This window comes from Streptomyces sp. NBC_00554, assembly GCF_041431135.1.
GTDB lineage: Bacteria > Actinomycetota > Actinomycetes > Streptomycetales > Streptomycetaceae > Streptomyces.
Genome location: NZ_CP107799.1, coordinates 2,176,392 through 2,200,566 on the forward strand (window position 1 = coordinate 2,176,392; position 24,175 = coordinate 2,200,566).

Genomic DNA, 24,175 nt, shown 5'->3' on the forward strand with positions numbered 1-24,175 from the left:
TCAGGCTCAGTGTTCGAGCCCTGTGCTCGACTCCTCACGTTATGCCCCTGCCTGCGCGTCACCCGTGCCGGGTCCCCTCGCGCCGCGAGATGTGCGCCGGAGCCGCGAGGTCCGGGGCCAGCAGGGGATCGGGCTCGGGCGCGCCCCAGGCCGAGGTCAGCGGCAGGGTGCCCGCCCACAGGCCCAGCTCGGCGTCGGGCCCGTCCCCGTCGTCCGGGGCGCCGGTACGGATCTTCACCGAGGCCTCTTCGAGGGACAGCGCGAGCAGGGTGGTCGCCGCCAGCTCCTTGCGGCTGGGCCTTCGCGCGTAGTCCCACTGACCTGGCGTGGCGTGCTCGGTGAGCCGTCGCAGGCCTTCGAACTTCTCCGCCGGGTCGGTGACCTTTCGCGGCACGCCGTGGATCATCGCGCTCCGGTAGTTCACGCCGTGCTCGAACACGGACCGGGCGAGTACGAGCCCGTCGACGTGCGTGACGGTGACACAGACCGGGCTGTCGGCCGCGAGACTGCGACTGGCCACCGAACCGTGGACGTACAGCTGCCGCTCGTCCCGCCCGTAGACGGTCGGTACGACCAGCGGGCGCCCGTCGACGATCACTCCGAGGTGGCAGACGAACCCCGCGTCGAGGATCGCGTCGAGGTCGGCGCGATCGAGGCTGCCCTGTTCACGCAGGCGGCTGTGGCGGGTGAGGTCGGATTCGGGCAGGCGGCGGCTGTACGTCATGGGCGGATGCTACCGATATCGCATCCACGTGACCATTGATTGACGTTATTAGTTGCCGGAGCGACCACAAACAACGATATCCGCACATCGAAAGCAGGTGCGGTTCCGGCCGGGATACCGATGAGACCCGGCCAGAACCCGATGACGGTCACGCCGCCCGCGACAGCGCCTCCCGGTCGACCGAAAAGGCCAACTCCCGCCCGGACAGTAGCCGTTCGATCTCCTCCACGACGGTGAGCCCGAGCCGGGCGACCTCGTTGCCCTGGGAACCCGCGAGATGCGGGGTGATGAAGGCGTTCGGAAGGTCGTACAGCGGGGAGTCGGCCGGCAGCGGCTCGGGGGCGGTGACGTCGAGGATCGCGCTGAGCCGTCCGGTGCGCAGCTCGTCGATCAGCGCGTCGTGATCGACGAGCGACCCGCGCGCGGTGTTGATGAGGACCGCCCCGGCCGGCATCAGGGCGAGCTCGCGGCGGCCGATCAGGTGGAGCGTCTCAGGGGTCTCCGGGGCATGGACGGTCACGACGTCACTGCCGCCGAGCAGTTCGTCGAGCGGCAGCAGCGGAACGCCCAGCTCGGCGGCCCCTGCCTCGTCGACGTACGGATCGGCGAGGCTCACCGCGAGGTCGAAGGGGCGGAGCAGGTCGATGAGACGCCGGCCGATGCGGGAGGCTCCGACGATGCCCACGCGGCGGCCGAAGTTGCCGATGCCGGGGATGATCTCCCCGTAGGGGAAGGCGCGTTGAGAGCGCAGACGGTCCCGGTGCGCGAAGAGGTCCTTACCGGCGAGCAGGATCATGGCGAGGGTGTACTCGGCGACGGGCAGCGCGTTGGCGGCGGCCGCCGACGACACGGCGAGTCCGCGTGCCCAGACCGAGGGTGTGGTGAGGCTCTTGACCGAGCCCGCGGCGTGGAGCACGGCGCGCAGCTTCGGTGCGGCTTCCAGGGTGACTTCGTCGAGGGTCGGGCAGCCCCAGCCGGTGATCAGGATCTCGGTCTCCGCGAGAGCCTCGCGCACCCGGGGGTCGGTGAAGTTCTCGGCCACCAGAGTGGGATCGATTTCTACGGAGTCGCGCAAACGAGCCAGTACCTCCGGCGGGAAAATATGCGGCACGTTCTGGGCGGTCATGGCGAACAAGGCCAACGGACGCTCGGACAAGGAGGCGACCTTCCGGCTCGGCGACTTCATGGATAGCAACCGGTCTCTACGGTAGTTGTCGCCGCGCGGGAGGGTCAATGGACCGGGCGGTGAGTCACGACCACGACTCGACGGACCGCCCGTGGAGGGCCGCGCCCCGGCAAGGTACGTTCCCCCGGTGGCCACTACACCGGCCGCGGCGGACGGCGACTTCCCGGGGAGGGATCACAGGGATGACCGAGACCCTGACCAACTGGGCCGGCAACATCACGTACACGGCCAAGGAACTGCACCGGCCGCACTCGCTCGACGCACTCGCGACGCTGGTGGCGGACAGCCGGAAGGTGCGTGTCCTGGGCAGCGGGCACTCGTTCAACGAGATCGCCGAGCCGGGCGACGACGGCGTACTGCTCTCGCTGACCGCGCTGCCCCCGGCGGTGGACGTCGACACGACGGCCCGTACGGTACGGGTCGCGGGCGGCGTCCGTTACGCCGAACTCGCCCGCCAGGTGCACGAGCACGGGCTCGCGCTGCACAACATGGCGTCCCTTCCGCACATCTCCGTGGCGGGTTCCGTGGCGACCGGCACACACGGCTCGGGGGTCACGAACGGTTCACTGGCCTCCGCCGTACGCGAGGTCGAGCTGATCACGGCGGACGGCTCGACGGTGACGATCGCCCGGGGCCAGGACCGCTTCGACGGTGCCGTGACCTCGCTGGGCGCGCTCGGTGTCGTCACCGCGCTCACCCTCGACCTGGAGCCGGACTTCGAGGTGAGCCAGCAGGTGTTCACCGAACTCCCCCTGGAGGGGCTGGACTTCGAGGCGGTGGCGGCATCGGCGTACAGCGTGAGTCTCTTCACCGACTGGGGGCGGCCGGGCTTCAGGCAGGTGTGGCTCAAGCGGCGCACCGACCAGCCCTTCCCCGGGTTTCCGTGGGCCGAGCCCGCCACCGAGGCCGCGCACCCCGTGCCGGGCATGCCCGCACGCAACTGCACCCAGCAGTTCGGCGTCCCCGGCCCCTGGCACGAGCGACTCCCGCATTTCCGGGCCGAGTTCACCCCGAGCAGCGGGGCCGAGCTCCAGTCCGAGTATCTGCTGCCGCGCGCGGCAGCCCTGTCGGCGCTGCACGCGCTGGACGCGATCCGCGAGACGATCGCACCGGTGCTCCAGGTCTGCGAGGTGCGGACCGTCGCCGCCGACCGCCAGTGGCTGAGCCCGGCGTACGGGCGGGACACCGTCGCCCTGCACTTCACCTGGGTCGAGGACACCGCGGCCGTACTGCCGGTGGTGCGGCGGGTCGAGGCGGCGCTCGACATCTTCGACGCACGGCCGCACTGGGGCAAGGTGTTCACCGTGCCGTCGGCGGTGCTGCGCGAGCGGTACCCGCGGCTGGACGACTTCAGGTCGCTGGCCCAGTCGCTCGACCCCGCGGGCAAGTTCACCAACGCCTTCGTGGGGGACTTTCTACACCCCATTTCCTAACCCCTTGTCGAAAGTCCGTCCCAGACCATAGCCTTGCGCCGCGCCGATGCTTGCGAGCCTCGGCACGGGCGCGGGGATCCGAGGGGAGATCGATGAAGCGCGGCACATCACGCGACATCCGCACGGCGAACCGCTATGAGGTCCTGCGCCAGATCATCGCCCGGTCGCCCACCTCCCGGCAGGAGTTGGCGGCGGCCACCGGGCTCAGCCTGGCCACCGTCGCCACGCTCGTCGGCGAGCTGCTCGACCTTCGGATGCTGACCGAGGTCGGGTTCGAGGACTCCGCGGGTGGCCGCCCGCGGGGGCTCGTGGCCGTCAACGCGTCGGGGGGCGCGTTGATCGGCGTCGACATCGCGGAGACGTACGTACGCGTGGAGCTGTTCGACCTCGCGCTGAACGTGCTCGCCCGCGCCACCGAGGACATGCGCCCCGGTGAGAGCCGCCCGGAGCAGGTCGTCGGGCATGTCGCGGCGGCCGTCGGCTCGGTGGTCACCCAGGCCGGGATCGAGGGCGCGCGCGTCCTCGGTGTCGGCGTGAGTGTGCCGGGCCAGGTCGACCGCGAGGACGGGGTGTGCGAGTACGCCCCGAACTGGGACTGGCACGACGTGCCGCTGCTCGAGCTGCTCGCCGAGCACATCGCCTACCCGCTGTACCTCGACAATCCGCTGCGCGCCTGCGCGGTCGCCGAGCTGTGGTTCGGCGCGGCCCGTGGGCGCGGGGACGCCGTGGTCGTCAACCTCGGCACGGGTGTCGGGGCCGGGCTCGTACTCGGCGGCGGGGTGCACCGCGGGGTCAGCAACAGCGCGGGCGAGTGGGGCCATACGACGCTCGTCCTTGACGGCCGGCTGTGCCACTGCGGGAACCACGGATGCGTGGAGACGTATGTCGGGGCGCCCGGAATCATGCTGAACCTGCGGGAGTTGAGCCCGCGCAGCCCGCTGCTGCACCCCGAGGACCAGACCGCCACGATCGACGCGCTCGCCCGCGGTGTCGCCGCGCAGGACCCGGTGGCCCTCAAGGTCGTGCGCGACACCGCCCGTTACCTCGGTGCCGGGATCTCCGACCTGGTGAACCTCCTCAACCCCGAGGTGGTCGTGCTCAGCAGCTGGGTCGCGGCGACGCTCGGCGAACCGCTGCTCAAAGAGGTCCGCGAGGCCGTCGCCCGGCATGCGCTGAAGCGCCCGTTCGCGGCCACCGAAATCGTCCTCTCCCCCGTTCCGACCGATCCGGTCTGCCTCGGAGCCGCGACGTTCGCCCTGGAAGGGGCGCTCCAGTCGGTCGGCCAACGGCCCGCCAAGCGCAAGTAGTTACCCACCGCAGCGCACAAAGCCCCCGCCTTCAGGGGGCCCGCACGTCCGGTATCCCGAACCAGGCACAACGCTTCGAACAGACTTCGTCCGACCCCTTGCCGAAGCCTTAGCCGAAGGTTAACGTCCCGCACCGCACAGGGAATTGAGCCGCAGCCGTACTAGAGACAAGGGCGTCACCATGTCGGCAATGAGCAGCAGCAACTGGGACCGTCGATCCGTACTGCGAGCCGCCGCGGGCCTCGCCGCACTGGGGCCGCTGGCCGCCTGCGGGAGCAACAACGGGCGCTCCGGGGGCGGGAGTTCGGGCAAGAACCTCACGCAGTACTTCCACGCCTACGGCGAGGCCGGCACCGAGCAGGCCATCAAGAAGTACGCGAAGGCCTACGACAAGGCGAACGTGACCACGCAGTGGATCACCGGCTCCAACTTCGAGAGCAAGCTGTTCTCGGCGCTGCTCACCGACAACGCGCCGGACGTGTTCGAGTTCCACCCGCAGATCCAGCTCGTCGAGAGCGGCCAGGTCGCGGATCTGACCGACCTCATCGCCCCGGTCAAGGACGACTTCAACCAGGCCGACATCGCGTCCCACACGATCGACGGGAAGATATGGGGCATCCGCATGATCGACGACCCCCAGTTCTTCTTCTACCGCAAGTCGCTCCTGGCGGACGCGGGCATCGAACCGCCCGCCACGCTCGACGAGTTGGTCGAGGCCGCGGCCAAGCTCACCACCGACAAGGTCAAGGGCGTCTTCCTCGGCAACTCGATCACGCCCGTCATGAACCCGCTGATCTGGTCGACGGGCGCCAACACCCTCACGGACGACAACAAGATCGCGTACCACACGGACGAGGTCGCGGCGGGCCTGAAGCAGCTCCGCACGATGTTCAAGGACGGCCATCTGCTGCTCGACGCGCCCGCCGACTGGTGGGACCCCTCCGCCCTCACCCAGGGCCTGGTGGCGATCCAGTGGTGCGGCATGTGGGCGATGCCGGTGATCCAGCAGGCGCTCGGCGACGACGTCGGCATCTTCCCGTTCCCGCAGTCGGCCGACGCGGGCAAGCCCGCCGTCACCAACGGCGGCTGGTCGATGTTCGTGAACGCCAAGTCGAAGAACATCGACGCGGCGAAGGAGTACGTGAAGTGGCTCTGGATCGACCAGAAGGAGTACCAGGAGGACTGGGCCCTCTCCTACGGCTTCCACATCCCGCCGCGCGCCTCCCTCGCCGCCTCCGCCACCAAGCTCAAGTCGGGCCTGCCCGCCGAGGGCGTGAAGCTCTTCGACGAGTACGGGCACTTCGACAACCCGGCCTGGACGCAGGCCATGATCGTCGCCCTTGAGGGGGTCGTCGCCGACACCGTCCGCAAGGGCGGAGACCCGCAGGCCGCGCTCGACAAGGCCGACAAGACGGTCGAGCGCGAGCTCAAGAAGCTGTTCGGATAGGCCGGCGGACGGACCACGACGACATGTCGACCACCACCACGAGCGGTGTCGCCCAGAGCCCCGCCGCTGCCGGGACCCCCACCAAGGTCCGCAAGCGGCGCGGCGTCCGCGGCCGCACCCTCAGCTTCTGGCTCTTCACCGGCCCGTTCCTGATCGGGCTCGCCGTCTTCGTCTACATCCCGATCGGCTGGAGCGCGTACCTCTCCTTCTTCGAGGCGCGCTACACGGTCACTCCCAGCACGTTCGTCGGCTTCGACAACTACTCGTACATGCTGACGAACGACAAGTTCACCGAGTCCCTTGTCACCTTCACCGTCTTCGCCGCCTTCATCGTGCCCGTCACCTGGGCGTTCTCGCTGGGCCTCGCGCTGTTGGTGAACCGGCTGCGTTTCATGCGGGCGTTCTTCCGGTCGGTGTTCTTCCTGCCGACCGCGGTCAGTTTCGTGGCCGCCTCGCTGATCTGGAAGATGTCCATCTTCAGCGGGGTCCGCTTCGGCCTGATGAACACCGTCATCGGCTGGTTCGGTGTCGAGAACATCGCCTGGCTCGCCAACCCCAACCCGCCCTGGTACTGGCTGGTCATCGTCACCGTGCGCCTGTGGCTGCAGGCCGGCTTCTACATGATCCTGTTCCTGGCGGCCCTGCAGAACATCCCGCCGGAGCTGTACGAGGCCGCCGCGATCGACGGTGCCAAGCGGGGCTGGCAGACCTTCCGGCACATCACGCTCCCGCAGCTGCGCGCGACCTCGACCGCGGTGATCCTGCTGCTGCTCGTCGCCGCCTTCCAGGCCTTCGACGAGTTCTTCAACCTCCTCGCCAAAACCACCTGGGGCCGCCCGCCGTTGGTCGAGCTGTACTACACGGCGCTGGGCGAGAGCCAGGACTACGGCGCGGGCAGCGCGGGCGCCATGATCCTGACCCTGCTGATCTGCGTCGTGACCCTCGCACAGGGCAGGTTCATGGGCTTCGGAAAGGGTGAGGAGGCCAAGTGACCACCACAACACCTCGGGTCGCCGGCAAGCCGCGTTCCGTGCGGCGGCGCGGCGGCGTCATGAGCAGCGCCGGTCTCTACTTCGCGGCCGGCATCGGCGCCGCGCTGTTCCTCGTCCCCTTCTATCTGATCGTGCGCAACGCCCTGTCCACGGACGCGGAGATCACCGGCGAGAACTGGAAGTGGTTCCCCACCGACATCCAGTGGGGCAACCTCACCGAGCTGTTCGACGACCCCACGGTCCCCTTCGCACAATCCCTGTGGAACTCGACGGTCGTCGGCGTCCTGCACACCGTCGGCACCCTGCTGGTGTGCTCGCTGGCCGGGTACGGCCTGGCCCGCATCCCCTACAAGCACTCCAACAAGATCTTCTACGTCGTCCTGGTCACCCTGATGGTTCCGACCGCCGTCACTTTCGTGCCGAGCTTCGTGCTGGTCTCGTCACTCGGCTGGGTGTCGAGTCTGCAAGGTCTCATCGTCCCGGGGCTCTTCAGTGGTTTCACCTGCTTCCTGTTCCGGCAGTACTTCCTGGGGTTCCCGAAGGAGCTGGAGGAGGCGGCGCGCGTGGACGGGCTCAGCTACTGGGGCGCGTACTGGCGCATCGTCGTACCCAATTCGCTGAACTTCTTCGCCGCGATCGCCACCATCACCTTCATCAGCGGCTGGAACGCCTTCCTGTGGCCCCTCGTCATCGGCCAGGACCAGGAAGCCTGGACCGTGCAGGTCGCCCTCTCCTCGTACATGACCAACCAGACCGTCAACTTCCATCTGATCTTCATGGCGACCGCAATTTCCATCCTGCCCCTGGTGTTCGTCTTCCTCTTCCTCCAGCGCTGGCTGGTTCAGGGGATCGCACAGACCGGCATCAAGGGCTGACACCTCTCTCAAGACCCATCTCCCAAGACCCATCTCTCAGGACCTGGAGACCCATGTCTTTCCGCACCACTACCGCCATTGACTATGTCGAGGACGTCTCACCCGGCAGCGGGGCGCTTCCGCCACGGGCCTGGTACGCGTCCTCGGATGCCCGGTCCTTGTCACTGAACGGCAGTTGGCGCTTCCGGCTCTCCCCCACCGCCGACGCCGAGGACGACTCCTTCGCGGCGGAGGGGTACGACGCCGGGGACTGGGCCCAGGTGTCGGTCCCCGGCCACTGGGTCCTCCAGGGCGACGGGGCCTTCGGCGCGCCGATCTACACCAACCACCTCTACCCCTTCCCGGTCGACCCGCCGCGGGTGCCGACCGGGAATCCGACCGGTGACCATCTGCGGGTCTTCGATCTGCCCGAGGAGTGGCCCGGGGACGGTGGCTCCGTGCTCCGCTTCGACGGCGTGGAGTCCTGTGCCCGGGTCTGGCTGAACGGCACGGACATCGGCGAGTTCAAGGGCTCGCGGCTGCCGCACGAGTTCGCGGTCGGCCATCTGCTGAAGCCGGGCGGCAATGTGCTGGCGGTGCGGGTTCACCAGTGGTCGGCGGGCTCGTACCTGGAGGACCAGGACCAGTGGTGGCTGCCGGGCATCTTCCGGGACGTCACGCTGCTGCACCGTCCGGCGGGCGGCGTGCTCGACCACTTCGTGCACGCCTCGTACGACCATGTCCGCGGTGAGGGGACCCTGCGCGTCGACTCCGATGTCGACGGGCGGGTCAGCGTGCCCGCCCTGGACATCGATGTCGCCACCGGCGAGTCGGTGACCGTGCCGGTCCAGGCGTGGACGGCCGAGACGCCCCGCCTCTACGACGGGGTGCTGACGACGGAGGGCGAGCGCGTCCCCCTGCGGATCGGTTTCCGCACGGTCGTGCTCGAAGACGGCCTGATCAAGGTCAACGGCAGGGCGCTCCTCTTCAAGGGCGTCAACCGGCACGAGTGGCATCCGGAGCGGGGCCGCGCCCTCGACCTGGAGACCATGAGGCAGGACGTGCTGCTGATGAAGCGGCACAACATCAACGCCGTCCGCACCTCGCACTACCCGCCGCACCCTGCCTTCCTCGACCTGTGCGACGAGTACGGCCTCTGGGTCATCGACGAATGCGACCTGGAGACCCACGGCTTCACCGAGCAGGCCTGGCGCGACAACCCGGTGGACGACGAGCGCTGGACCCCGGCGCTCCTCGACCGTGCGTCCCGGATGGTCGAGCGCGACAAGAACCACCCGTCCGTCGTCATCTGGTCCCTCGGCAACGAGGCCGGCACCGGGCGCGGGCTCACCGCCATGGCCGAATGGATCCGCGGCCGGGACCGCTCACGGCTCATCCACTACGAGGGCGACATCAACTGCCGTGACACGGACGTGTATTCACGGATGTACGCCGAGCACGCGGAAGTCGAGCGGATCGGCCGGGGCCTGGACGGCGGCTCGCACGTCCGACGCCAACTCCCCTTCATCCTCTGCGAGTACGGACACGCCATGGGCAACGGCCCCGGCGGACTCGCCGACTACCAGCGGCTGTTCGAGTCGCACGACCGTATCCAGGGCGGGTTCATCTGGGAGTGGATCGACCACGGCATCAAGGACGAGCGCTACGGGTTCGCGTACGGCGGCGACTTCGGGGAGGAGCTGCACGACGGGAACTTCGTCTGCGACGGGCTGCTGTTCCCGGACCGGACTCCGTCACCCGGTCTTGTCGACTACAAGAAAGTGCTCGAGCCGGTCCGTATCGAGGGCGACGGGGCGGACGGCAGCGTCCGCGTCACGAACGCGTACGACTTCGCGGACCTCTCGGCGCTCGCCTTCGAGTGGTCCTACCAGGTCGACGGGGAGACGGTGGAGGCGGGCGCGCTGTCCGTACCCCCGCTCCTGCCGGGCGAGTCGGCCGATGTGAAGCTGCCGGCCTCGCCCGCGGACGGTCGCGGGGCCGAGACGGGGTGGACGGTACGGGCGGTGCTCGCGGCGGAGACACCCTGGGGTCCGCAGGGCCATCAGGTCGCTTGGGCCCAACTGCCCGTCACCGAGAAGGCGTTGGGTCCGGTGGCGCAGTCCGACGGGCCGGCGCTCGGCGTGCGGCAGATCACCCTGGGCCCGGCCACCTTCGACGCCGGTACCGGCGCGCTGAAGACGATCAGCGGGGTCGACGTCACCGGGCTGCGCCTCGACGTGTGGCGCGCCCCGACCGACAACGACAACGGCGCGTCCTGGCAGCCCGACATCCGTTACGGCCCGCTCTGGCGCGAGCTGGGGCTGCACCGCATGCAACACCGGCTGGACGTGGTGGAGTTGAGCGACGACGCCTTGACCGTACGGTCCCGGGTGGCGCCCGCTGCCCGTGAGGTGGGCCTGCGCACGGTGTACCGGTGGACGTCGGACGGGACGCGGCTGCGGCTGACCGTGTCCGTGGCGCCCGAGGGCGACTGGACGCTGCCGTTGCCGCGGCTCGGGATCCGGCTCGGGCTGCCTTCGTCGGCGGACCGGGTGAAGTGGTTCGGCGGCGGGCCCGGTGAGGGATATCCGGACACGAAGTCGGCGTCGATGGTGGGGCGTTGGGAGTCGTCGGTGGACGAGTTGCAGACGCCTTATGTCCGTCCCCAGGAGAACGGCGCGCGGGCCGACGTCCGCTGGGCGGAAATCGGTGGACTGCACATGGAAGGTGATCCATCCTTCTGGTTCACGGCCCGCCGCTGGACGACGGAGCAGCTCGACGCCGCCGACCATCTGACCGATCTGGAACCGGGCGACACGGTCTGGGTCAACCTCGACCACGGACAGCAGGGCATCGGCTCGCAGTCGTGCGGGCCCGGCGCGCTGCCTCAGTACCAACTGCGGGCCACTCCCGTGGAGTTCTCGTATCTCTTCTCGGAGATTCATGACTGACACCGTCATACAGCCCGCGGCCGGTCGGCTCTTCACCCGACCGGCCGCGGTCGCGTCCTGCGTCGGATTCGTCCTCATCGGCATGCTCCAGGCGCTCTACGGGCCTGCGGTTCCTGGGCTGCGCGAGGAGTACGGCCTTTCCCCGTCCGCCGCCGGGCTCGGTCTCAGCCTGCACTTCACCGGCGGCGTCGCGGGCGTCCTGGCCTTCAACGCGATCCACTCCCGAATCAGCAACAGGGCCCTGCTGGCGGCGAGTTACGTCCTGATGGCGGCGGGCGGCGCGGGCTTCGCGCTCGCCCCGAACTGGCCGCTCGCGCTGGCCGCCGCCTTCCTCGGCGGCCTCGGTTTCGGCGGCATCGACTACGGCCTCAACCAGTTGTTCGCGGTCGGCTTCGGCGACCGTTCGACGGCAATGCTCAACGTACTGAACGCGCACTTCGGGATCGGTGCGGTGCTGGGTCCGGTGCTCATCGCCTGGACCGGGCCCGACGGCTACCCGTACGCCTTCGGGGCGTGTGCCGTGCTGGCGGGGGCGCTGATCCTGTGCACGGGTGGCGTCGGGAGCCAGGCGCCGTCGCCTCCCGCCGAGAAGGCACGGGATTCCAGCGGCCTGCTTTCGCGCGTACTCGTCGGCTTCCTCGTCCTCTACATCCTCAACGTGGCGGTCGAGGCGGGCGTCGGCGGCTGGGAGCCCACCCACCTGGAGACCGTCGGATACAGCGCGACCTTCGCCGCCTCCGCCACCTCGGTCTACTGGCTGATGATGACGGTGGGCCGCTTCCTGGTGGTGCCGATCACCCTGCGGTACGCGCCCGAGCGCATCCTCGCCGTCTGCGCGGCCGGGATGACGGCGTGCCTGCTGCTCGCGCTGATACCGGGGGCGGCACCGGTGGCATACGCCGGTGTGGGCCTGTTCATCGCGCCGGTGTTCCCGACCGGGCTGCCCTGGCTGAACCAGGCCCTTCCGGGGGCCAAGCGGGCGGGCGCCTGGGTTATCGCCGCGTCGATGATCGGCGGGGTGGCGGCCCCGCCGCTGCTTGGCGTGGGCATCGAGGCGTCCGGGATTCACGCGGTGCCATGGCTGTTGACCGTGTTGTCGGGCGGATCGCTGGTGGCGACGGTGTGGCTGGTGCGGCTGACGAGAAGGTCCCCGACGTCCCCGGCAAAGGGGGTGTGAACAGGGTCAACAGCAGGTGAGACGTGAGCGGCGCGCCAACAGCATGCACGCCGCGCACAGGGCGATCGACGTGAAGGGGTCAACCAGCGTGAACGCTGTGAACGAAAGCATCCAGGTCCGCGGACTCTCCCGGACCTTTCACACCACCGTCCGCCGCCCAGGTTTCGCGGGCGCGCTCAGATCGCTGGTCAACCCGGAGCGCGTGGCCAAGGACGCCGTCTCCGACATCACCTTCGATGTCGCCCCAGGCGAACTCCTCGCCCTGCTCGGCCCTAACGGCGCCGGCAAGTCCACCACCATCAAGATGCTGACGGGCATCCTCACTCCCACGTCCGGTGAGGCGCGCGTCGCGGGAGTGGTCCCGTACCAGGAGCGGGAGCGCAACGCCCGCAACATCGGCGCGGTGTTCGGGCAGCGCACCCAGCTGTGGTGGGACCTGCCGGTGCGCGAGTCGTTCTCGATCCTGCGGGACATCTACGAGGTGCCGAAGGCCGAACACGCGGCCCGGCTCGGGGAGTTCGACGAGCTCCTCGATCTCTCCTCCTTCTGGGACACCCGCGTACGGCACCTCTCCCTCGGCCAGCGGGTGCGCTGCGACCTGGCCGCCGCGCTGCTGCACGATCCGCCGGTCGTCTTCCTCGACGAGCCGACGATCGGCATGGACGTGGTGGTCAAGGAACAGGTGCGCGAGTTCCTCCGGTACCAGGTGGAGGAGCGCGGCCGGACCGTCCTGCTGACCACGCACGACATGACGGAGGTCGCGAGGCTCGCCGAACGCGTCGTCCTGATCAACCACGGTCGGCTCGTCCTGGACGGCACCCTCGACGAGATCCGCCGGAAGTTCGGCTCGACCTGGCAGGTGCGGGCCACGCTCGCCGATCCGCACGCGCCCGTGGATCCACTGCCACTGGGGATCACGCTGCTGCGGCGCGAGGGTCCGCAGCTCGTGTTCGGACCGGCGGAGGGCGCCGCTTCACCCACCGTCCACCAGGCACTGAAGCAGGTCATCGAACGGTACGAGGTCAACGATGTCGCCCTGGACGAGGCCGACTTGGAGGACGTGATGCGGGCGGCCTACCTGCGCGAGGTGCCCGTACAGGCGCAGGGAGGCTGACCCCATGGCTCTGCCCTCCGCCCCGCGCGCCTGGCGCGTCACCCGGGTCACCCCGCTCGGCGAGCTGCACACACCTCCCCGGATCACCGCGGCCCTGCTCCGGCTCACCGTGCAGGTGGTGCTGGTGGCCTCGCTGTGGAACGGCCTGTACGCACAGACCGGCACGACCGCCGGACTCACCCGCGACCAGGCCGTCACGTACGCCGTGCTCGCCGTACTGGCCACCCGTATCAGGGAGTTGGACCAGTACGCGGGCCGGGACACGGTTCTCCAGCACATGCACTTCGGCACGATCGTCTACTGGTACCTGCGTCCGCTGTCGCCCGGGCGCTACTACGCCCGCAGGGCCCTCGGCGAGCAGCTCTACGGGCTCGTCTGGGTGCTCGCCGGATACCTGGTCTGCCTGGCCGCCGGGGTGATCGAACCGACCAAGTCCCCCGCTGCTACAGGGGTGTTCATGCTGAGCGCACTGCTCGGCCAGTGGGTCCTCTACTACATCATGCTCACCCTCGACCAGCTGTGCTTCTGGACGCTCCGCAACGGCGCCGCGATGATGATCCTGATCTTCGCGCAGAACCTGCTGGCCGGGGTGTACGCGCCGCTGTGGTTCTTCCCCGACTGGTTCGTGACGATGAGCGGCTTCCTCCCCTTCCAGGCGACGCTGAGCGTGCCGCTGTCGCTGTACGTCGGCCGGATCCCGCTGTCGGACGCGGGCCCCCAACTCGCCGTACAGGCCGCCTGGGTGGTGGCACTCGCCCTGCTCACCCGCCTGCTGTGGCGGCGCGCGGCCCTCCGCGTGATCTCCCAGGGAGGCTGAACATGTCGTCGGAGAACCTCTCGAGAAATCTGCCGAAGAATCTGTCGAAGACCTCTTCGTTCAACGGCCTCCGGATCGTGTGGCGCATCACCCGGCTCAACTTCCGCGCACAGCTGGAGTACCGCTCCGAGTTCCTGATGATGATCGCGATCGGCGCGGTCTGGCAGGTGTCGGTGATCGTTTTCGCCACGGTGCTGCTCACCCGGTTCGCCGGGATGGGCGGCTGGGACAGCTCGGACGTCCTGCTGATCCCGGCGACACGGATGCTGGCGCACGGCCTGTTCGTGCTGTTCCTGGGCCGGGTGCACGGCCTTGGCCGGCACATCCAGGAAGGCGTGATCGACACGTATCTCGTACGCCCGATGCCGGTGTACCGGCAGCTCCAGCTGTCGTTCTTCCCCACCAACGCGATCGGCGACCTGACGGTGGCGGCGGGCCTGATGGCGGGCGCGCTGAGCCGCAGCGACCTCGACTGGACGGCGACCCGCATCACGTACCTCGTGGTCGCAGTCCTCGGCGGGATGCTCCTGGAAGCGGCCCTGTTCACGGCCGTGGCCTGCGCCTCCCTGCGCTTCCCGGCCGCCGACTACTGGGGCCGCTGGCTGGAGGAACTCCTCGGCACCTTCGGCAGCTACCCGCTCAACGTCCTCCCGCGAGCGGTCGGCAGCCTCCTCACCTTCGGTCTGCCGCTGGCCTTCGTCGCCTACTTCCCGGCCGCGGTACTGACCGGCCACACCTCCGGCACAGGCGTCCCGTACTGGCTGGCGGCCGCCTCCCCGCTCCTGGGGGCGGCGGCCTACCTGGGCTCCCGCCTGCTGTGGCGGTGGAGCCTGCGGCACTACACGGGGGTGAACGGCTGACGCGAAGAGAAAGAAGAGAAGAGGGGCCCGGACCGACAACCGGTCCGGGCCCCTCTTCCGCGTCGCGGTCGCTCAGGGACAGCTGATCCGGATGTCGCCGGTGTCCGTCGTGCAGGTGTCCGTGCTGAAGCCGCCGTTGGCGGTGTCGTTGCCGGAGACGCTGTCGACGGTGTTGAGCCGGTCGTTGCCGTAGTTGCCGATCAGGTTGTCGTTGCCGGGGCCTCCGTTGAGGGTGTCGTCGCTGAAGCCGCCGTCGACGCGGTCGTCGCCGAAGTTGCCGTACGCGGTGTCGTTGCCATAGCTGGCGTTGATCGTGTCGTTGCCTCCGAGGCCGCAGATCACGTCGTTGCCGTAGCCGCCGTTGAGGGTGTCGTTGCCGCTCGTGCCGGTGAGTGTGCAGCCGCGGGAGTTGTTGACGGTGGTGGTCGCGGTGGCGGTGTTGTTGGCGGTGGCCGGGTCGGTCTGGGTGGCGGTGACCGTGGCCCGGTCGGTGAGGGTGCCGGTGGCGCGGGGCTCGACGACGATGGTGACGGTCCTTTGCGCCCCGGCCGGGAGAGTGCCGAGGGCGCAGGTCGCGCCGGTGGCGGAGGTCGTGCAGGTGCCCTGGCCGGGGGTGGCCGAGATCAGCGTGGCGGCGGGGCCGGTGAGCGTGTCGGTGAGGGAGACGCCGGTGGCCGAGGTGCTGGCGCTGTTGTTGGTGACCGTCACGGTGTACGTGGCGCGGTCGCCGATGCTGACGGTGCCGGTGCCGGTCTTGGTGACGGAGAGGTCGACGCCGGTGGGCGGGGGCGGGCTGCCGGCGCCGCCGAGGTAGCGGGCCAGGGCGCGGTCGCCGTCGCTGTTGCTGCCGAAGGCGAGGATCTTGCCGTCGGACTGGAGGGCGAGGTTGTGCGCGACGTCGCCGATGCCGAAGTCGGTGGTGGTCTTCCCGCCCGTGCCGAAGCCGGTGTCCAGGGCGCCGTCGACCTGGTAGCGCGCCAGCGCGAAGTCACCCCCGGCGGCGGTGCCCGCGGCGACGATCCGGTCGTCGGGCTGGATCAGGAGTGCCTCCACAGCGGAGGTGGTGCCGAAGGCGGTGGTGACGACGCCTCCGGTGCCGAAGCCGCTGTCGAGAGTGCCGTCGACGTTGTAGCGGACGAGGGTGAAGTTGCCGCCGGACGACCCGGAGGCGACGATCTTGCCGGTCGACTGGACGGCCACGGTCCGGCCCCAGTTGTAGCCGCCGAGGTCCGTGGTGACCCTGCCGTCGCCGCCGAAGGACGTGTCGAGGCTGCCGTTGGAGTTGTAGCGGGCCAGCGCGAAGTCGAAGGACGTCTCGCCCGAGTAGCCGACGATGACGAACTTCCCGTTGGGCTGCAGGGCCATGTCGAACCCCTGCGCGCCGCCCACGTCCTGGAACGAGGTGAGGACCTTGCCGTCGCCGTCGAAGGTGGGGTCCAGGGTGCCGTTGGTATTGAAGCGCACCGCCGTGAACGTGCCGCCTGCCGAGCCCGCCGCAAGGATCTTCCCGTCGGGCTGCACCGCGACCGCCCAGCCCTCCTCGGCACCGCCGGCCAGCTCGGGGACGACCCAGCCGGTACCCCCGAAGGTGGTGTCGAGGCTGCCGTCGGAGTTGTAGCGGGCGACCGTGAGCCAGCAGCAGCCCGCGAACTCGTCCGCGGTCCGCTGGGTGCGGCCGACGACCACGATCTTTCCGTCGGGCTGCAGCGTCACGCCCTGCGCCCGGTCCTCGCCCTGCTCGAAGTCGGTCAGCACCTCGCCGTCACCGCCGCCGAAGGTGGTGTCGACGCTGCCGTCGGCGTTGTGCCGCATCACGGAGAAGTCGGCGTAGAAGGTGTCGGGGTCCTGGCGGGCGCCGACCGTGACGATCCTGCCGTCGGCTTGGACGGCCAGATCCTGGCCGTCCGAGAAGGCGCCGTCGACGGTGACCTTTCCGCCGGTGCCGAACGTGGTGTCCAGGTCACCGGGTGCGGCGAAAGCGCCGTGCGGCACCGCCACGACGAGCGCCAGCGCGGCGACGAACACCGAGGCGGCGCGCAGAGTTCCCCGTAGGGAAAGAAGGGTGGGCATGCGCCCAGCTTCCGCAGCCGAACACATTATCTTCACGCGGCTGGCCGACCACTGCGCCCATGGGCCGCAGAGTTCCACTCGCCGGGGTGATCCAGGCGCTGACGAGGCTTGGGCTGCCGATCAGGCGGCGCGGGACCGCCGTATCGGCGTGAACAGCGCGGCCACCGCGATCAGTACGCAGCAGGCGCCGGCGACCAGGCCGACCGGTGCGGTGCCCCGGCGTTCCGCGGCCCAGGTCAGGACGGCCGCGCCGATCGGGGCCGCGGAGTACTGGAGGGTCCAGAAGGCGGAGGTGACTCTGCCGAGGAGCGGTTCCGGGGTCACTTCCTGACGCAGTGACATCGAGCAGGTGCCCGCGACACCGGCGCAGGCGAGGAACGCGGCACTCAGTACCGCGACGGCGGAGACGTCCCGTGCCCAGCCAAGCCCGGCGAACGCGAGCCCGCACACCGCGACCGCACCGGTCCAGGTCCGCCCGAAGCCGAGTCCCCGACGGATCCGGGCCACCAGCAGGGCGCCGGTGATCGTGCCGAGGGCGCCGACGGCCATGACGGTGCCGACCGTGCCGTCGTCGTGGCCGAGGTCGTGCTTGACGTGGTAGATGACCAGGTCGGTCATGCCGAGGGTGAGGAAGCTGAAGACGAACAGCAGGGCGGTCAGCGAGCGCAGCACCGGATGGCCATACAGGAAGGACACCCCCGCCCGCAGATCCCGCCACAGGCCCGCCGCCCCGGCCCCCTTCGCCGGGACGCCGTCGTCCCCGGAGCGCGGGGCGAACCGTACGAAGAGCATGCAGGCGGCCGACACGGCGAAGCTGCCCGAGTTGACCCACACCGCGGCGGCCGGGCCGGTCCAGGCGGCGACCAGACCCGCGCACAGCGGGCCGAGTACGCCCGCCGCGGCGGCGGTCGCGTTGAGCCGGCCATTGGCCTCGGTGAGCTGCCCGGTGCCGACCAGGCTGCGGACGACGGTGACATAGCCGACGGCGAACAGCATGCCGACGGCCTCGCAGAGCGGCAGGACGACGTACAGCAGCCAGACCTGCGGTCCGAACAGCCACACCAGCGGGATCACGCCGTACAGCACCATGCGCACCAGGTCGCAGGCGATGAGCAGCCGTCGGCGGTCGACCCGGTCCACCAGGGCCCCGGCGAAGACGGCCGCCAGCACCGAGGCGGCTCCGCCGACCGCCGTGAGCAGTCCCATCCGCGCGAGGGAGCCGGTCGCCTGGAGCACCAGCAGGGGCAGGGCGATCAGCGCGAAGGAGTCACCGAGGACGGAGAGGGTCTGCGCGGCCCAGAAGATCCCGAAGTTCCGCTGCCGCCACAGCGGACGGCCCTTCGCGGGCGGTGGGTCGGTGCGTGGCCTGTGCGGCGGCGGGTCGGCCGGTTCGTCCGCGCGCGGTATCCGATTGCCCGGTCCGTCCTCGTGCTGCGCCTCGTACGCCACGCGGCCCCTTCCCCTTGTCCTTGTCCTGGTCCTGATCCCCGGCAACCTTATGGCGCCCCTGCGGCGACCTGCAGACAAATAATCCGCACCCGCATCCCCTCCCGTCCGCACCCGCATCCCCTCCGAGGAGCAGCCGTGCCCCACGCCTCCCGACCCCACCACCACCACCGCCGCCGCCGTGTCCCGCGCCCGCTGCCGCTCGTCGCCGCGGGCGCGCTGCTCGCCACCGCGGCCGTCACGCTCCCCCAACTCACCCCGGAAGCCTCGGCCGCGACGACGCTGCGGGGGTACGCCGACGCGCGCGGCGTACGGATCGGCGCGGCCGTCGGTGACGGCCCGCTCACCTCCGACTCGGCGTACACCACCGTCCTGGACCGGGAGTTCAACTCGGTGACGGCGGAGAACGCGATGAAGTGGGACGCGCTGGAGCCGAGCCGGGGCGGCTACAACTGGGCCGCGGCCGACCGGCTGGTCGCGCACGCGGCCGCGCACAACCAGGGTGTACGGGGGCACACGCTCGCCTGGTACAGCCAGTTGCCGTCCTGGCTGAAGAACGGGAACTTCTCGGCCGCCGAGCTGAACACGATCCTCAAGAAGCACATCGACACGACGCTGGGCCGCTACAAGGGCAAGGTGTACGCCTGGGACGTCGTCAACGAGACGTTCAACGAGGACGGTTCGATGCGCAGTTCGCTGTGGCAGGACAAGCTCGGGACGGGGTACATCGCGAACGCGCTGCGGTGGGCGCATGCCGCCGACCCGGCCGCCAAGCTGTACATCAACGACTACAACATCGAGGCGGACAACGCGAAGAGCGACGCCCTGTACGCGCTGGCGAAGCAACTCCTCGCGGAGGGCGTGCCGTTGAACGGGATCGGCTTCCAGTCGCACTTCGTGGTCGGGCAGGTGCCGTCCACCATGAAGGCCAACCTCAAGCGCTTCTCCGACCTGGGCCTCGAAGTCTCCGTCACCGAACTCGACATCCGCATCCCGCTGCCCGCCTCCGCCGCCGAACTCGCCCAGCAGTCCGCCGACTACAAGCTGGCGAGCGAGAACTGTCTCGGTGTCGCCCGGTGCGCGGGTGTCACCGTCTGGGGCGTCACGGACAAGTACTCCTGGATCCCGGGCACCTTCAGCGGCTTCGGCGCGGCCCTCCCGTACAACGAGAGTTACGCGCCGAAGCCGTCGTACACGGGCCTGTCGAACGGTCTCAACCCGGCCGCGTAGACCACCCGTTCAGTGATCCGCCGGGTTCAGTGATCCGCGCAGCACGGTGTCGGATCCGGTACCTCGAACGGCACGAGCGTGCCGCCCGCCGCCGGCATCGCCGTCAGGACCAGCTCTCCGTCACGCCACTCCGGGCGTACGTGATCGCGGGTGACCAGCGGCTGGTCCGGGGCGGGTTCGCCGGACGTGCCGAGTACGGCGACGCGGTCGATCGCGGAGGCGGCGAGCAGGTCCGCGACCGTGAGCGTGCCGGTGAGTTCCGCGACGCCGGGGTACAGCACCGCGCGGCCCACCGCGTCCGGTGCCTCGGGCATCACCTCGTACCCCTTGGCGGTCAGCCACTCGCGGACGGCGTCCAGCACCGCCCCCGAGGGGACCGCGAAGGACAGCGCGACCCGGGGCCGATCACCGCGCACCAGGTGCGTGCAGCCGAACGAGCCCTCGGGGAGGGCGAGTTCGGCGGCCAGCGCCCGGAGCAGGTGATCGGCTTCGGGCAGGGCCGACAGATGGGTGTCGACCCCGATGACGTACGGCTGGTTCACGACGGCAGGACCCACACCGGGTTGGAGTAGAACCACAGGTCGACCCACGGGTCGGCGTCGCCGACGACGTCGAGGGCGGGGCCCTTGGGGTCGACCGCCGCGCCGTTGATGCCCACCGCGGAGCGGTTGCCGTCCGAGCCGCGCAGGCGGACGTACAGCGGGCGGTCGACCTGGCCGAGGGAGTACGTGATCCGGACCGTTCCGGTCGTCTTGTTCACCTCGTACGACTGGACGACCTTCGCCGTCGGCGCGCTGAAGGTGTCCTTGTCCGCGGGAGTGCCCGTGACATCGCCCTGGATGACGTCCACGCGGGCCAACTTCGGTACGAATCCGGCCCAGTTGGGGGTGTCGGCGAGCGCGATGTCGACCGTCAGGGTGACCTTCGTGCCCTTCTTGACGTGCAGTGCGCCGCCGAGCGTCGCCCACTTGCCGCTGCCCGAGAGCCGCGCGTCGAGGCCGCCGATGAGCTGCCCGTGGTCGACCCAGACACGGCCGGCCCGGATGCCGTCCATGACGGCGGCGTAGGAGAAGCCGTCGGAGCCGACGTGCGTGCGGCTGTACTGGCCGGGCCAGTAGTCGCCCTGGGTGAGGTCGACCTTGCCGCTGTACACGGGGTCGGTGTGCTTGCCGTTGAGGTTGAAGTCGGTGTCCGGGCCGCCGCGCTTGGCGGTGTCCGTATACACCTGGTGGGAGTCGGAGTTGGCGGTGATCCACCAGGGCTTGCCCTCGGCGAGGAGGCTGTCCCACAGGCCGCCGACGGTGGCCGTCATCCAGTCGAAGCCGCCCCAGGTGCGGTAGCTCTCCAGCGGGTAACCGGCGAAGGAGTCGGCGCTCGGGTTGTTGTCGTAGATGCCGCGGGCACGGCCCATGCCGGTCGGCGCGGCGATACCGGCCGCCTGGTGGCCGGGAGCACCCTCGAAGCCGATGGCTATCTGCTTGCCGCCGGGCGTCGCGTCGCGCCAGCCGCGGATCTCGTGCGGGGAGTCGACACCGCGCCGCGCCGGGTGGTTGGCGAGCATCAGCGCGTCCTTGATCTTGCGCCGCTGCACCTGCTCGGAGAGGAAGGCGAGACCGGCGACGGCGAGCGCCTCGTTGGCGGGCGAGGAGCCGCTCGCGCCCTTCACGCTGCCGTCGTAGTCGGTCTCGAACGCCTTGAGGACGCTGACCTCGTTCTTGCCGGGGTGGACGAAGACGGTGCCGTGCTCGGCGCCCGGGATGTTCCACTCAAGGCCCTGGAAGACGAGGGTGTCCTCGTACGTCTCCCGGGCCTCCTTGATGTCCGGGTTGACCTTGTCGACACCGATCTTGGCGTGCGTCTCGCTGCCGTGGTCGGTGATGACCAGCCAGTCCATGCCGTGCCGGGCGCCCTGGCGGACCTGGTCGGAGACGCGGTACTTGCCGTCGCTGCTGTACTGGGTGTGGATGTGGTGGTCGCCGGCCAGCCAGAGGAAGCCGTTCGATCTCCGGCGGCTCTCGGAGGCGTACGCGGGGGCCGCCGCCGCGCCCTGGGCGAGGACGCCGCTCGCGGCCAGGCCGGCGCCCAGCAGACCCGCGCGGCGCAGCATCGTGCGGCGCGACTGCTGTTCGGGGCTCAGGGCCTCGTCGGGCACGGAGGTGTCGAAGGCCGCGGGCAGAGCCGAGCCTTCGTGAGCGTCAGAGTGATCGTGGGTGTGGTCGTGGTGGTGATGACCGTGAGCGTGTCCGTGCCCCATGTCTGCCTCCTGAGTTCGACGCCGCATGTGCGGGCTCGCGAGATGGAGACTCGATGTGAAACATGAACGTTGAACAGCCGTGGGGTGGCCGCTCGGCGACTCAGGTGCGGCGGTCTGAACCAGCCACGTACGGGTACCCCAACTGCCCTGAATGTCACGACAGTTGAGGTCTCTCCGCTACGGGTGGTGTCAGCGCTGGTAGCGCCAGGGGCCCGTGATGGCCAGCAGGATGCCGGGGTTCTGGATGCTCGCGTACAGCGTCTTGCCGTCGGGCGAGAAGACGACACCGGCGAACTCGCTGTACGACGGGTCCTCGGCGGTGCCGTCGTTCAGCTGGTTGCGGGCGATCGGGTAGGTCTTGCCCGACTCCGTGGCGCCGAAGAGGTGCTGGATGCCCTCGCCGTCCTCCGCGAGGATCACACCGCCGTACGGGGAGACCGTGATGTTGTCCGGACCGTCGAGGACGCCGTCGTTCGCGTCGGGGTCGGGGTTGACGCCCAGGATCAGCTTGAGGGTCAGCGTGCCGCGGGCGGGGTCGTAGAACCACACCTGCCCGTCGTGCTGGACCGGGCTCTCCTCGCGGGCGAAGGACGAGACGACGTAGGTGCCGCCGTCGGCCCACCACATGCCTTCGAGCTTGCGGGCGCGGGTGACCTGCGTGCCGGTGAACTGCTGACGCGTCGGGACGGTCTTGGCGTCACGGTCCGGAACCGCCACCCACTTGACGCTGTAGCTGGTGCCGGCCTTGGTGGCGCGGGACAGGTCGTCGACGAACTGGCCCTTGGAGTCGAAGCACTTGAAGGCTTCAAGGACGCCGGCCGTGTCGGAGAGCGTCCGCAGCTTGCCCCGGCCGTGCTTGAAGCCCTTCGGCGGAGTCCAGCGGTAGAACAGGCCGTTGGGGCCCGCCGCGTCCTCGGTGAGGTACAGGTGACCGCGCTTGGTGTCCACCACGACGGCCTCGTGGTCGTAACGGCCGAGCGCCTTGATCGGCTTGGGGTTCTGGTTGGCACGGCGGTCGTACGGGTCGACCTCGAAGACGTAGCCGTGCGCCTTGGTCATACCGGCATCGCCGACCTTGGCGGAGTTCTCCTCGCAGGTCAGCCAGGTACCCCAGGGGCTGCGGCCGCCCGCGCAGTTCTGCTGGGTGCCCGCGATGCCGACCCACTCGGCCACGCACTCGCCGTCCTTGGAGATCTCCACGACCGTGCAGCCGCCGGGGGCGCTGGGGTCGTAGACGAGTCCCGGGGTGAGCGGCACGGGGAACGCGGTGTTCGCACGGTTGTCGCGGATCTCGTGGTTGACCACCAGCAGAGTGGAGCCGCGGGTGCCCTTGAAGGCGGCCGTGCCGTCGTGCTTGTTCGGCGTGAACTCGCCCGACTCCATCTTGGTGACACCGGCGTGCGTGACCACCTTGTAGGAGAACCCCTTGGGGAGCGCGAGCAGCCCCTTGGGGTCGTCGATCAGCGGACCGTACCCGGTCTTGCTCTGGTGCGCCTGCGAGACCTGCTCGGTGGCGTCGATCTCCTGACCCCGGCTCTTGGCGTCCTCGGCCGTCTCGGCGGCGTACGCGTACGAGCTGGCGGTGGACAGCACGCCGGCGGTGCCGATGAGGGCGATTCCCGCGCCGGCTGAGGTTTTGGCGAAGTCTCTACGGGTGGTGGAAGGCACGTTGATCTCCTGAGTGGCACGAACCGGGGGGTGCCCTTACGGCGGGCGCAGCACACAGTTCCCTGCGCTTCGGAACGGAAGGTGAACGAGACACAACGGTTGTGCGAGATACCGAACATTTGGTCCACACCTTGTTGCTTTCGTGGAGTTCCCCAGCTAATTCCCAGGCGGGAGGTGATGCGGGACGCCCTCGTCTCCCCTGCCTCCGAGCCTCTCCGGTACGGAAATCTCCGCCCACACCGTCTTGTACGTCCCGTCCTCCCGCGGCTCCACACCCCACCGCTCGGCCAGCGCCACGACGATCAGCAGCCCGCGCCCGCCCTCCCCTTCCGAGGGCTCCCGGACCACGGGCAGCCGGTCGGCCCGCCCGTCCGCCACCTCCACCCGTACGACGTCCTCGCGCAGCACCAGCCGTACGCGGATGTCGCGCCCCCGCACCCGCCCGTGCCGCACGGCGTTCGCGGCGAGCTCGGCGACGACGAGGGTCACGGTCTCGCTGACGTCGCTGTCGTACGCGAATCCCCAGACGTGCATCCGGTTCGCGACCAGCCGACGGGCGAGCCGGGCACCGCGTGGGGTGCAGCTGTAGAGCTGCGTGAACGTACCGAGGGTGACGGGGACTTGGGCCCGGGGGTGTCCTTGCAT

At 69.7% G+C, this 24,175-nt stretch carries 19 protein-coding genes; 11 read left to right on the forward strand and 8 right to left on the reverse strand.

Annotation, left to right across the window (positions count from 1 at the left end; translation table 11 throughout):
- Positions 1–58: 58 nt before the first annotated feature.
- Together OG266_RS09550 and OG266_RS09555 are read right to left on the reverse strand one after the other, a co-directional pair.
- Entirely contained in the window at positions 59–724 is a 666-nt protein-coding gene (locus OG266_RS09550; RefSeq protein ID WP_371544572.1) for a pyridoxamine 5'-phosphate oxidase family protein, read from the reverse strand.
- A gap of 148 nt (positions 725–872) precedes the next feature.
- On the reverse strand, positions 873–1,880 hold the full coding sequence (locus OG266_RS09555) for a hydroxyacid dehydrogenase (protein WP_371544574.1): 1,008 nt from the start codon (positions 1,878–1,880) through the stop codon (positions 873–875).
- Positions 1,881–2,092: 212 nt separating this feature from the next.
- On the opposite strand from OG266_RS09555, the gene OG266_RS09560 reads away from it, so the two are divergent.
- From OG266_RS09560 to OG266_RS09605, 10 genes are all read left to right on the forward strand, one after another.
- Positions 2,093–3,343 (forward strand): FAD-binding protein, encoded by a 1,251-nt coding sequence (locus OG266_RS09560; RefSeq protein ID WP_371544577.1) that lies wholly within the window; start codon positions 2,093–2,095, stop codon positions 3,341–3,343.
- Positions 3,344–3,435: 92 nt separating this feature from the next.
- Positions 3,436–4,650, forward strand: coding sequence for an ROK family protein (locus OG266_RS09565; protein WP_266473862.1), 1,215 nt, complete (start codon positions 3,436–3,438; stop codon positions 4,648–4,650).
- A 181-nt stretch (positions 4,651–4,831) separates the two neighbouring features.
- Positions 4,832–6,097: a sugar ABC transporter substrate-binding protein gene (locus tag OG266_RS09570; protein ID WP_326719991.1), complete on the forward strand. Its 1,266-nt coding sequence runs from the start codon at positions 4,832–4,834 to the stop codon at positions 6,095–6,097.
- A gap of 23 nt (positions 6,098–6,120) precedes the next feature.
- Positions 6,121–7,089 (forward strand): carbohydrate ABC transporter permease, encoded by a 969-nt coding sequence (locus OG266_RS09575; RefSeq protein ID WP_371544581.1) that lies wholly within the window; start codon positions 6,121–6,123, stop codon positions 7,087–7,089.
- The gene (locus OG266_RS09580) at positions 7,086–7,964 is read left to right on the forward strand and encodes a carbohydrate ABC transporter permease (protein WP_371544583.1); all 879 of its coding nucleotides are present in this window, start codon (positions 7,086–7,088) and stop codon (positions 7,962–7,964) included. The genes OG266_RS09575 and OG266_RS09580 overlap by 4 nt, the downstream gene beginning before the upstream one ends.
- 53 nt (positions 7,965–8,017) lie before the next feature.
- The gene (locus tag OG266_RS09585; protein WP_371544586.1) at positions 8,018–10,894 is read left to right on the forward strand and encodes a glycoside hydrolase family 2 TIM barrel-domain containing protein; all 2,877 of its coding nucleotides are present in this window, start codon (positions 8,018–8,020) and stop codon (positions 10,892–10,894) included.
- Complete coding sequence (locus tag OG266_RS09590) at positions 10,887–12,071, forward strand: sugar MFS transporter (protein WP_371544588.1); 1,185 nt, start codon at positions 10,887–10,889, stop codon at positions 12,069–12,071. Before OG266_RS09585 ends, OG266_RS09590 begins: the two co-directional genes overlap by 8 nt.
- A 97-nt stretch (positions 12,072–12,168) precedes the next feature.
- Positions 12,169–13,185, forward strand: a complete 1,017-nt coding sequence (locus tag OG266_RS09595; RefSeq protein ID WP_371544590.1) for an ATP-binding cassette domain-containing protein — start codon at positions 12,169–12,171, stop codon at positions 13,183–13,185.
- A 4-nt stretch (positions 13,186–13,189) separates the two neighbouring features.
- On the forward strand, positions 13,190–14,002 hold the full coding sequence (locus OG266_RS09600; RefSeq protein ID WP_329544863.1) for an ABC-2 family transporter protein: 813 nt from the start codon (positions 13,190–13,192) through the stop codon (positions 14,000–14,002).
- Positions 14,003–14,004: 2 nt separating this feature from the next.
- Positions 14,005–14,862: an ABC transporter permease gene (locus OG266_RS09605; RefSeq protein WP_266473876.1), complete on the forward strand. Its 858-nt coding sequence runs from the start codon at positions 14,005–14,007 to the stop codon at positions 14,860–14,862.
- A gap of 72 nt (positions 14,863–14,934) precedes the next feature.
- On the opposite strand, the gene OG266_RS09610 is transcribed toward OG266_RS09605, so the two are convergent.
- Positions 14,935–16,932: a calcium-binding protein gene (locus tag OG266_RS09610; RefSeq protein WP_371544594.1), complete on the reverse strand. Its 1,998-nt coding sequence runs from the start codon at positions 16,930–16,932 to the stop codon at positions 14,935–14,937.
- 120 nt (positions 16,933–17,052) lie between these two features.
- Positions 17,053–18,261, reverse strand: coding sequence for an MFS transporter (locus OG266_RS09615; RefSeq protein WP_371552724.1), 1,209 nt, complete (start codon positions 18,259–18,261; stop codon positions 17,053–17,055).
- 255 nt (positions 18,262–18,516) lie between these two features.
- On the opposite strand from OG266_RS09615, the gene OG266_RS09620 reads away from it, so the two are divergent.
- Positions 18,517–19,608 carry an endo-1,4-beta-xylanase gene (locus OG266_RS09620; protein WP_371544596.1) on the forward strand — a complete coding sequence of 364 codons (1,092 nt, stop codon included), beginning with the start codon at positions 18,517–18,519 and terminating at the stop codon, positions 19,606–19,608.
- A gap of 26 nt (positions 19,609–19,634) precedes the next feature.
- On the opposite strand, the gene OG266_RS09625 is transcribed toward OG266_RS09620, so the two are convergent.
- The 4 genes from OG266_RS09625 to OG266_RS09640 form a co-directional block, all read right to left on the reverse strand.
- Positions 19,635–20,150, reverse strand: coding sequence for a hypothetical protein (locus tag OG266_RS09625; protein WP_371544598.1), 516 nt, complete (start codon positions 20,148–20,150; stop codon positions 19,635–19,637).
- Positions 20,147–21,862, reverse strand: a complete 1,716-nt coding sequence (locus OG266_RS09630) for a PHP domain-containing protein (protein ID WP_371544600.1) — start codon at positions 21,860–21,862, stop codon at positions 20,147–20,149. Before OG266_RS09630 ends, OG266_RS09625 begins: the two co-directional genes overlap by 4 nt.
- 189 nt (positions 21,863–22,051) lie before the next feature.
- Positions 22,052–23,530, reverse strand: a complete 1,479-nt coding sequence (locus tag OG266_RS09635) for an alkaline phosphatase PhoX (RefSeq protein ID WP_371544601.1) — start codon at positions 23,528–23,530, stop codon at positions 22,052–22,054.
- A 156-nt stretch (positions 23,531–23,686) separates the two neighbouring features.
- On the reverse strand, positions 23,687–24,175 hold the full coding sequence (locus OG266_RS09640; protein ID WP_371544602.1) for an ATP-binding protein: 489 nt from the start codon (positions 24,173–24,175) through the stop codon (positions 23,687–23,689).

Bases quoted from the DNA above. Each gene is read 5' to 3' on its own strand.
- OG266_RS09640 (WP_371544602.1), bottom strand. From the start codon at position 24,175: ATGCAAGGACACCCCCGGGCCCAAGTCCCCGTCACCCTCGGTACGTTC.
- OG266_RS09610 (WP_371544594.1), bottom strand. From the start codon at position 16,932: ATGCCCACCCTTCTTTCCCTACGGGGAACTCTGCGCGCCGCCTCGGTG.
- OG266_RS09575 (WP_371544581.1), top strand. From the start codon at position 6,121: ATGTCGACCACCACCACGAGCGGTGTCGCCCAGAGCCCCGCCGCTGCC.
- OG266_RS09570 (WP_326719991.1), top strand. From the start codon at position 4,832: ATGTCGGCAATGAGCAGCAGCAACTGGGACCGTCGATCCGTACTGCGA.
- OG266_RS09585 (WP_371544586.1), top strand. From the start codon at position 8,018: ATGTCTTTCCGCACCACTACCGCCATTGACTATGTCGAGGACGTCTCA.
- OG266_RS09600 (WP_329544863.1), top strand. From the start codon at position 13,190: ATGGCTCTGCCCTCCGCCCCGCGCGCCTGGCGCGTCACCCGGGTCACC.
- OG266_RS09590 (WP_371544588.1), top strand. From the start codon at position 10,887: ATGACTGACACCGTCATACAGCCCGCGGCCGGTCGGCTCTTCACCCGA.
- OG266_RS09560 (WP_371544577.1), top strand. From the start codon at position 2,093: ATGACCGAGACCCTGACCAACTGGGCCGGCAACATCACGTACACGGCC.
- OG266_RS09565 (WP_266473862.1), top strand. From the start codon at position 3,436: ATGAAGCGCGGCACATCACGCGACATCCGCACGGCGAACCGCTATGAG.
- OG266_RS09550 (WP_371544572.1), bottom strand. From the start codon at position 724: ATGACGTACAGCCGCCGCCTGCCCGAATCCGACCTCACCCGCCACAGC.
- OG266_RS09605 (WP_266473876.1), top strand. From the start codon at position 14,005: ATGTCGTCGGAGAACCTCTCGAGAAATCTGCCGAAGAATCTGTCGAAG.
- OG266_RS09630 (WP_371544600.1), bottom strand. From the start codon at position 21,862: ATGGGGCACGGACACGCTCACGGTCATCACCACCACGACCACACCCAC.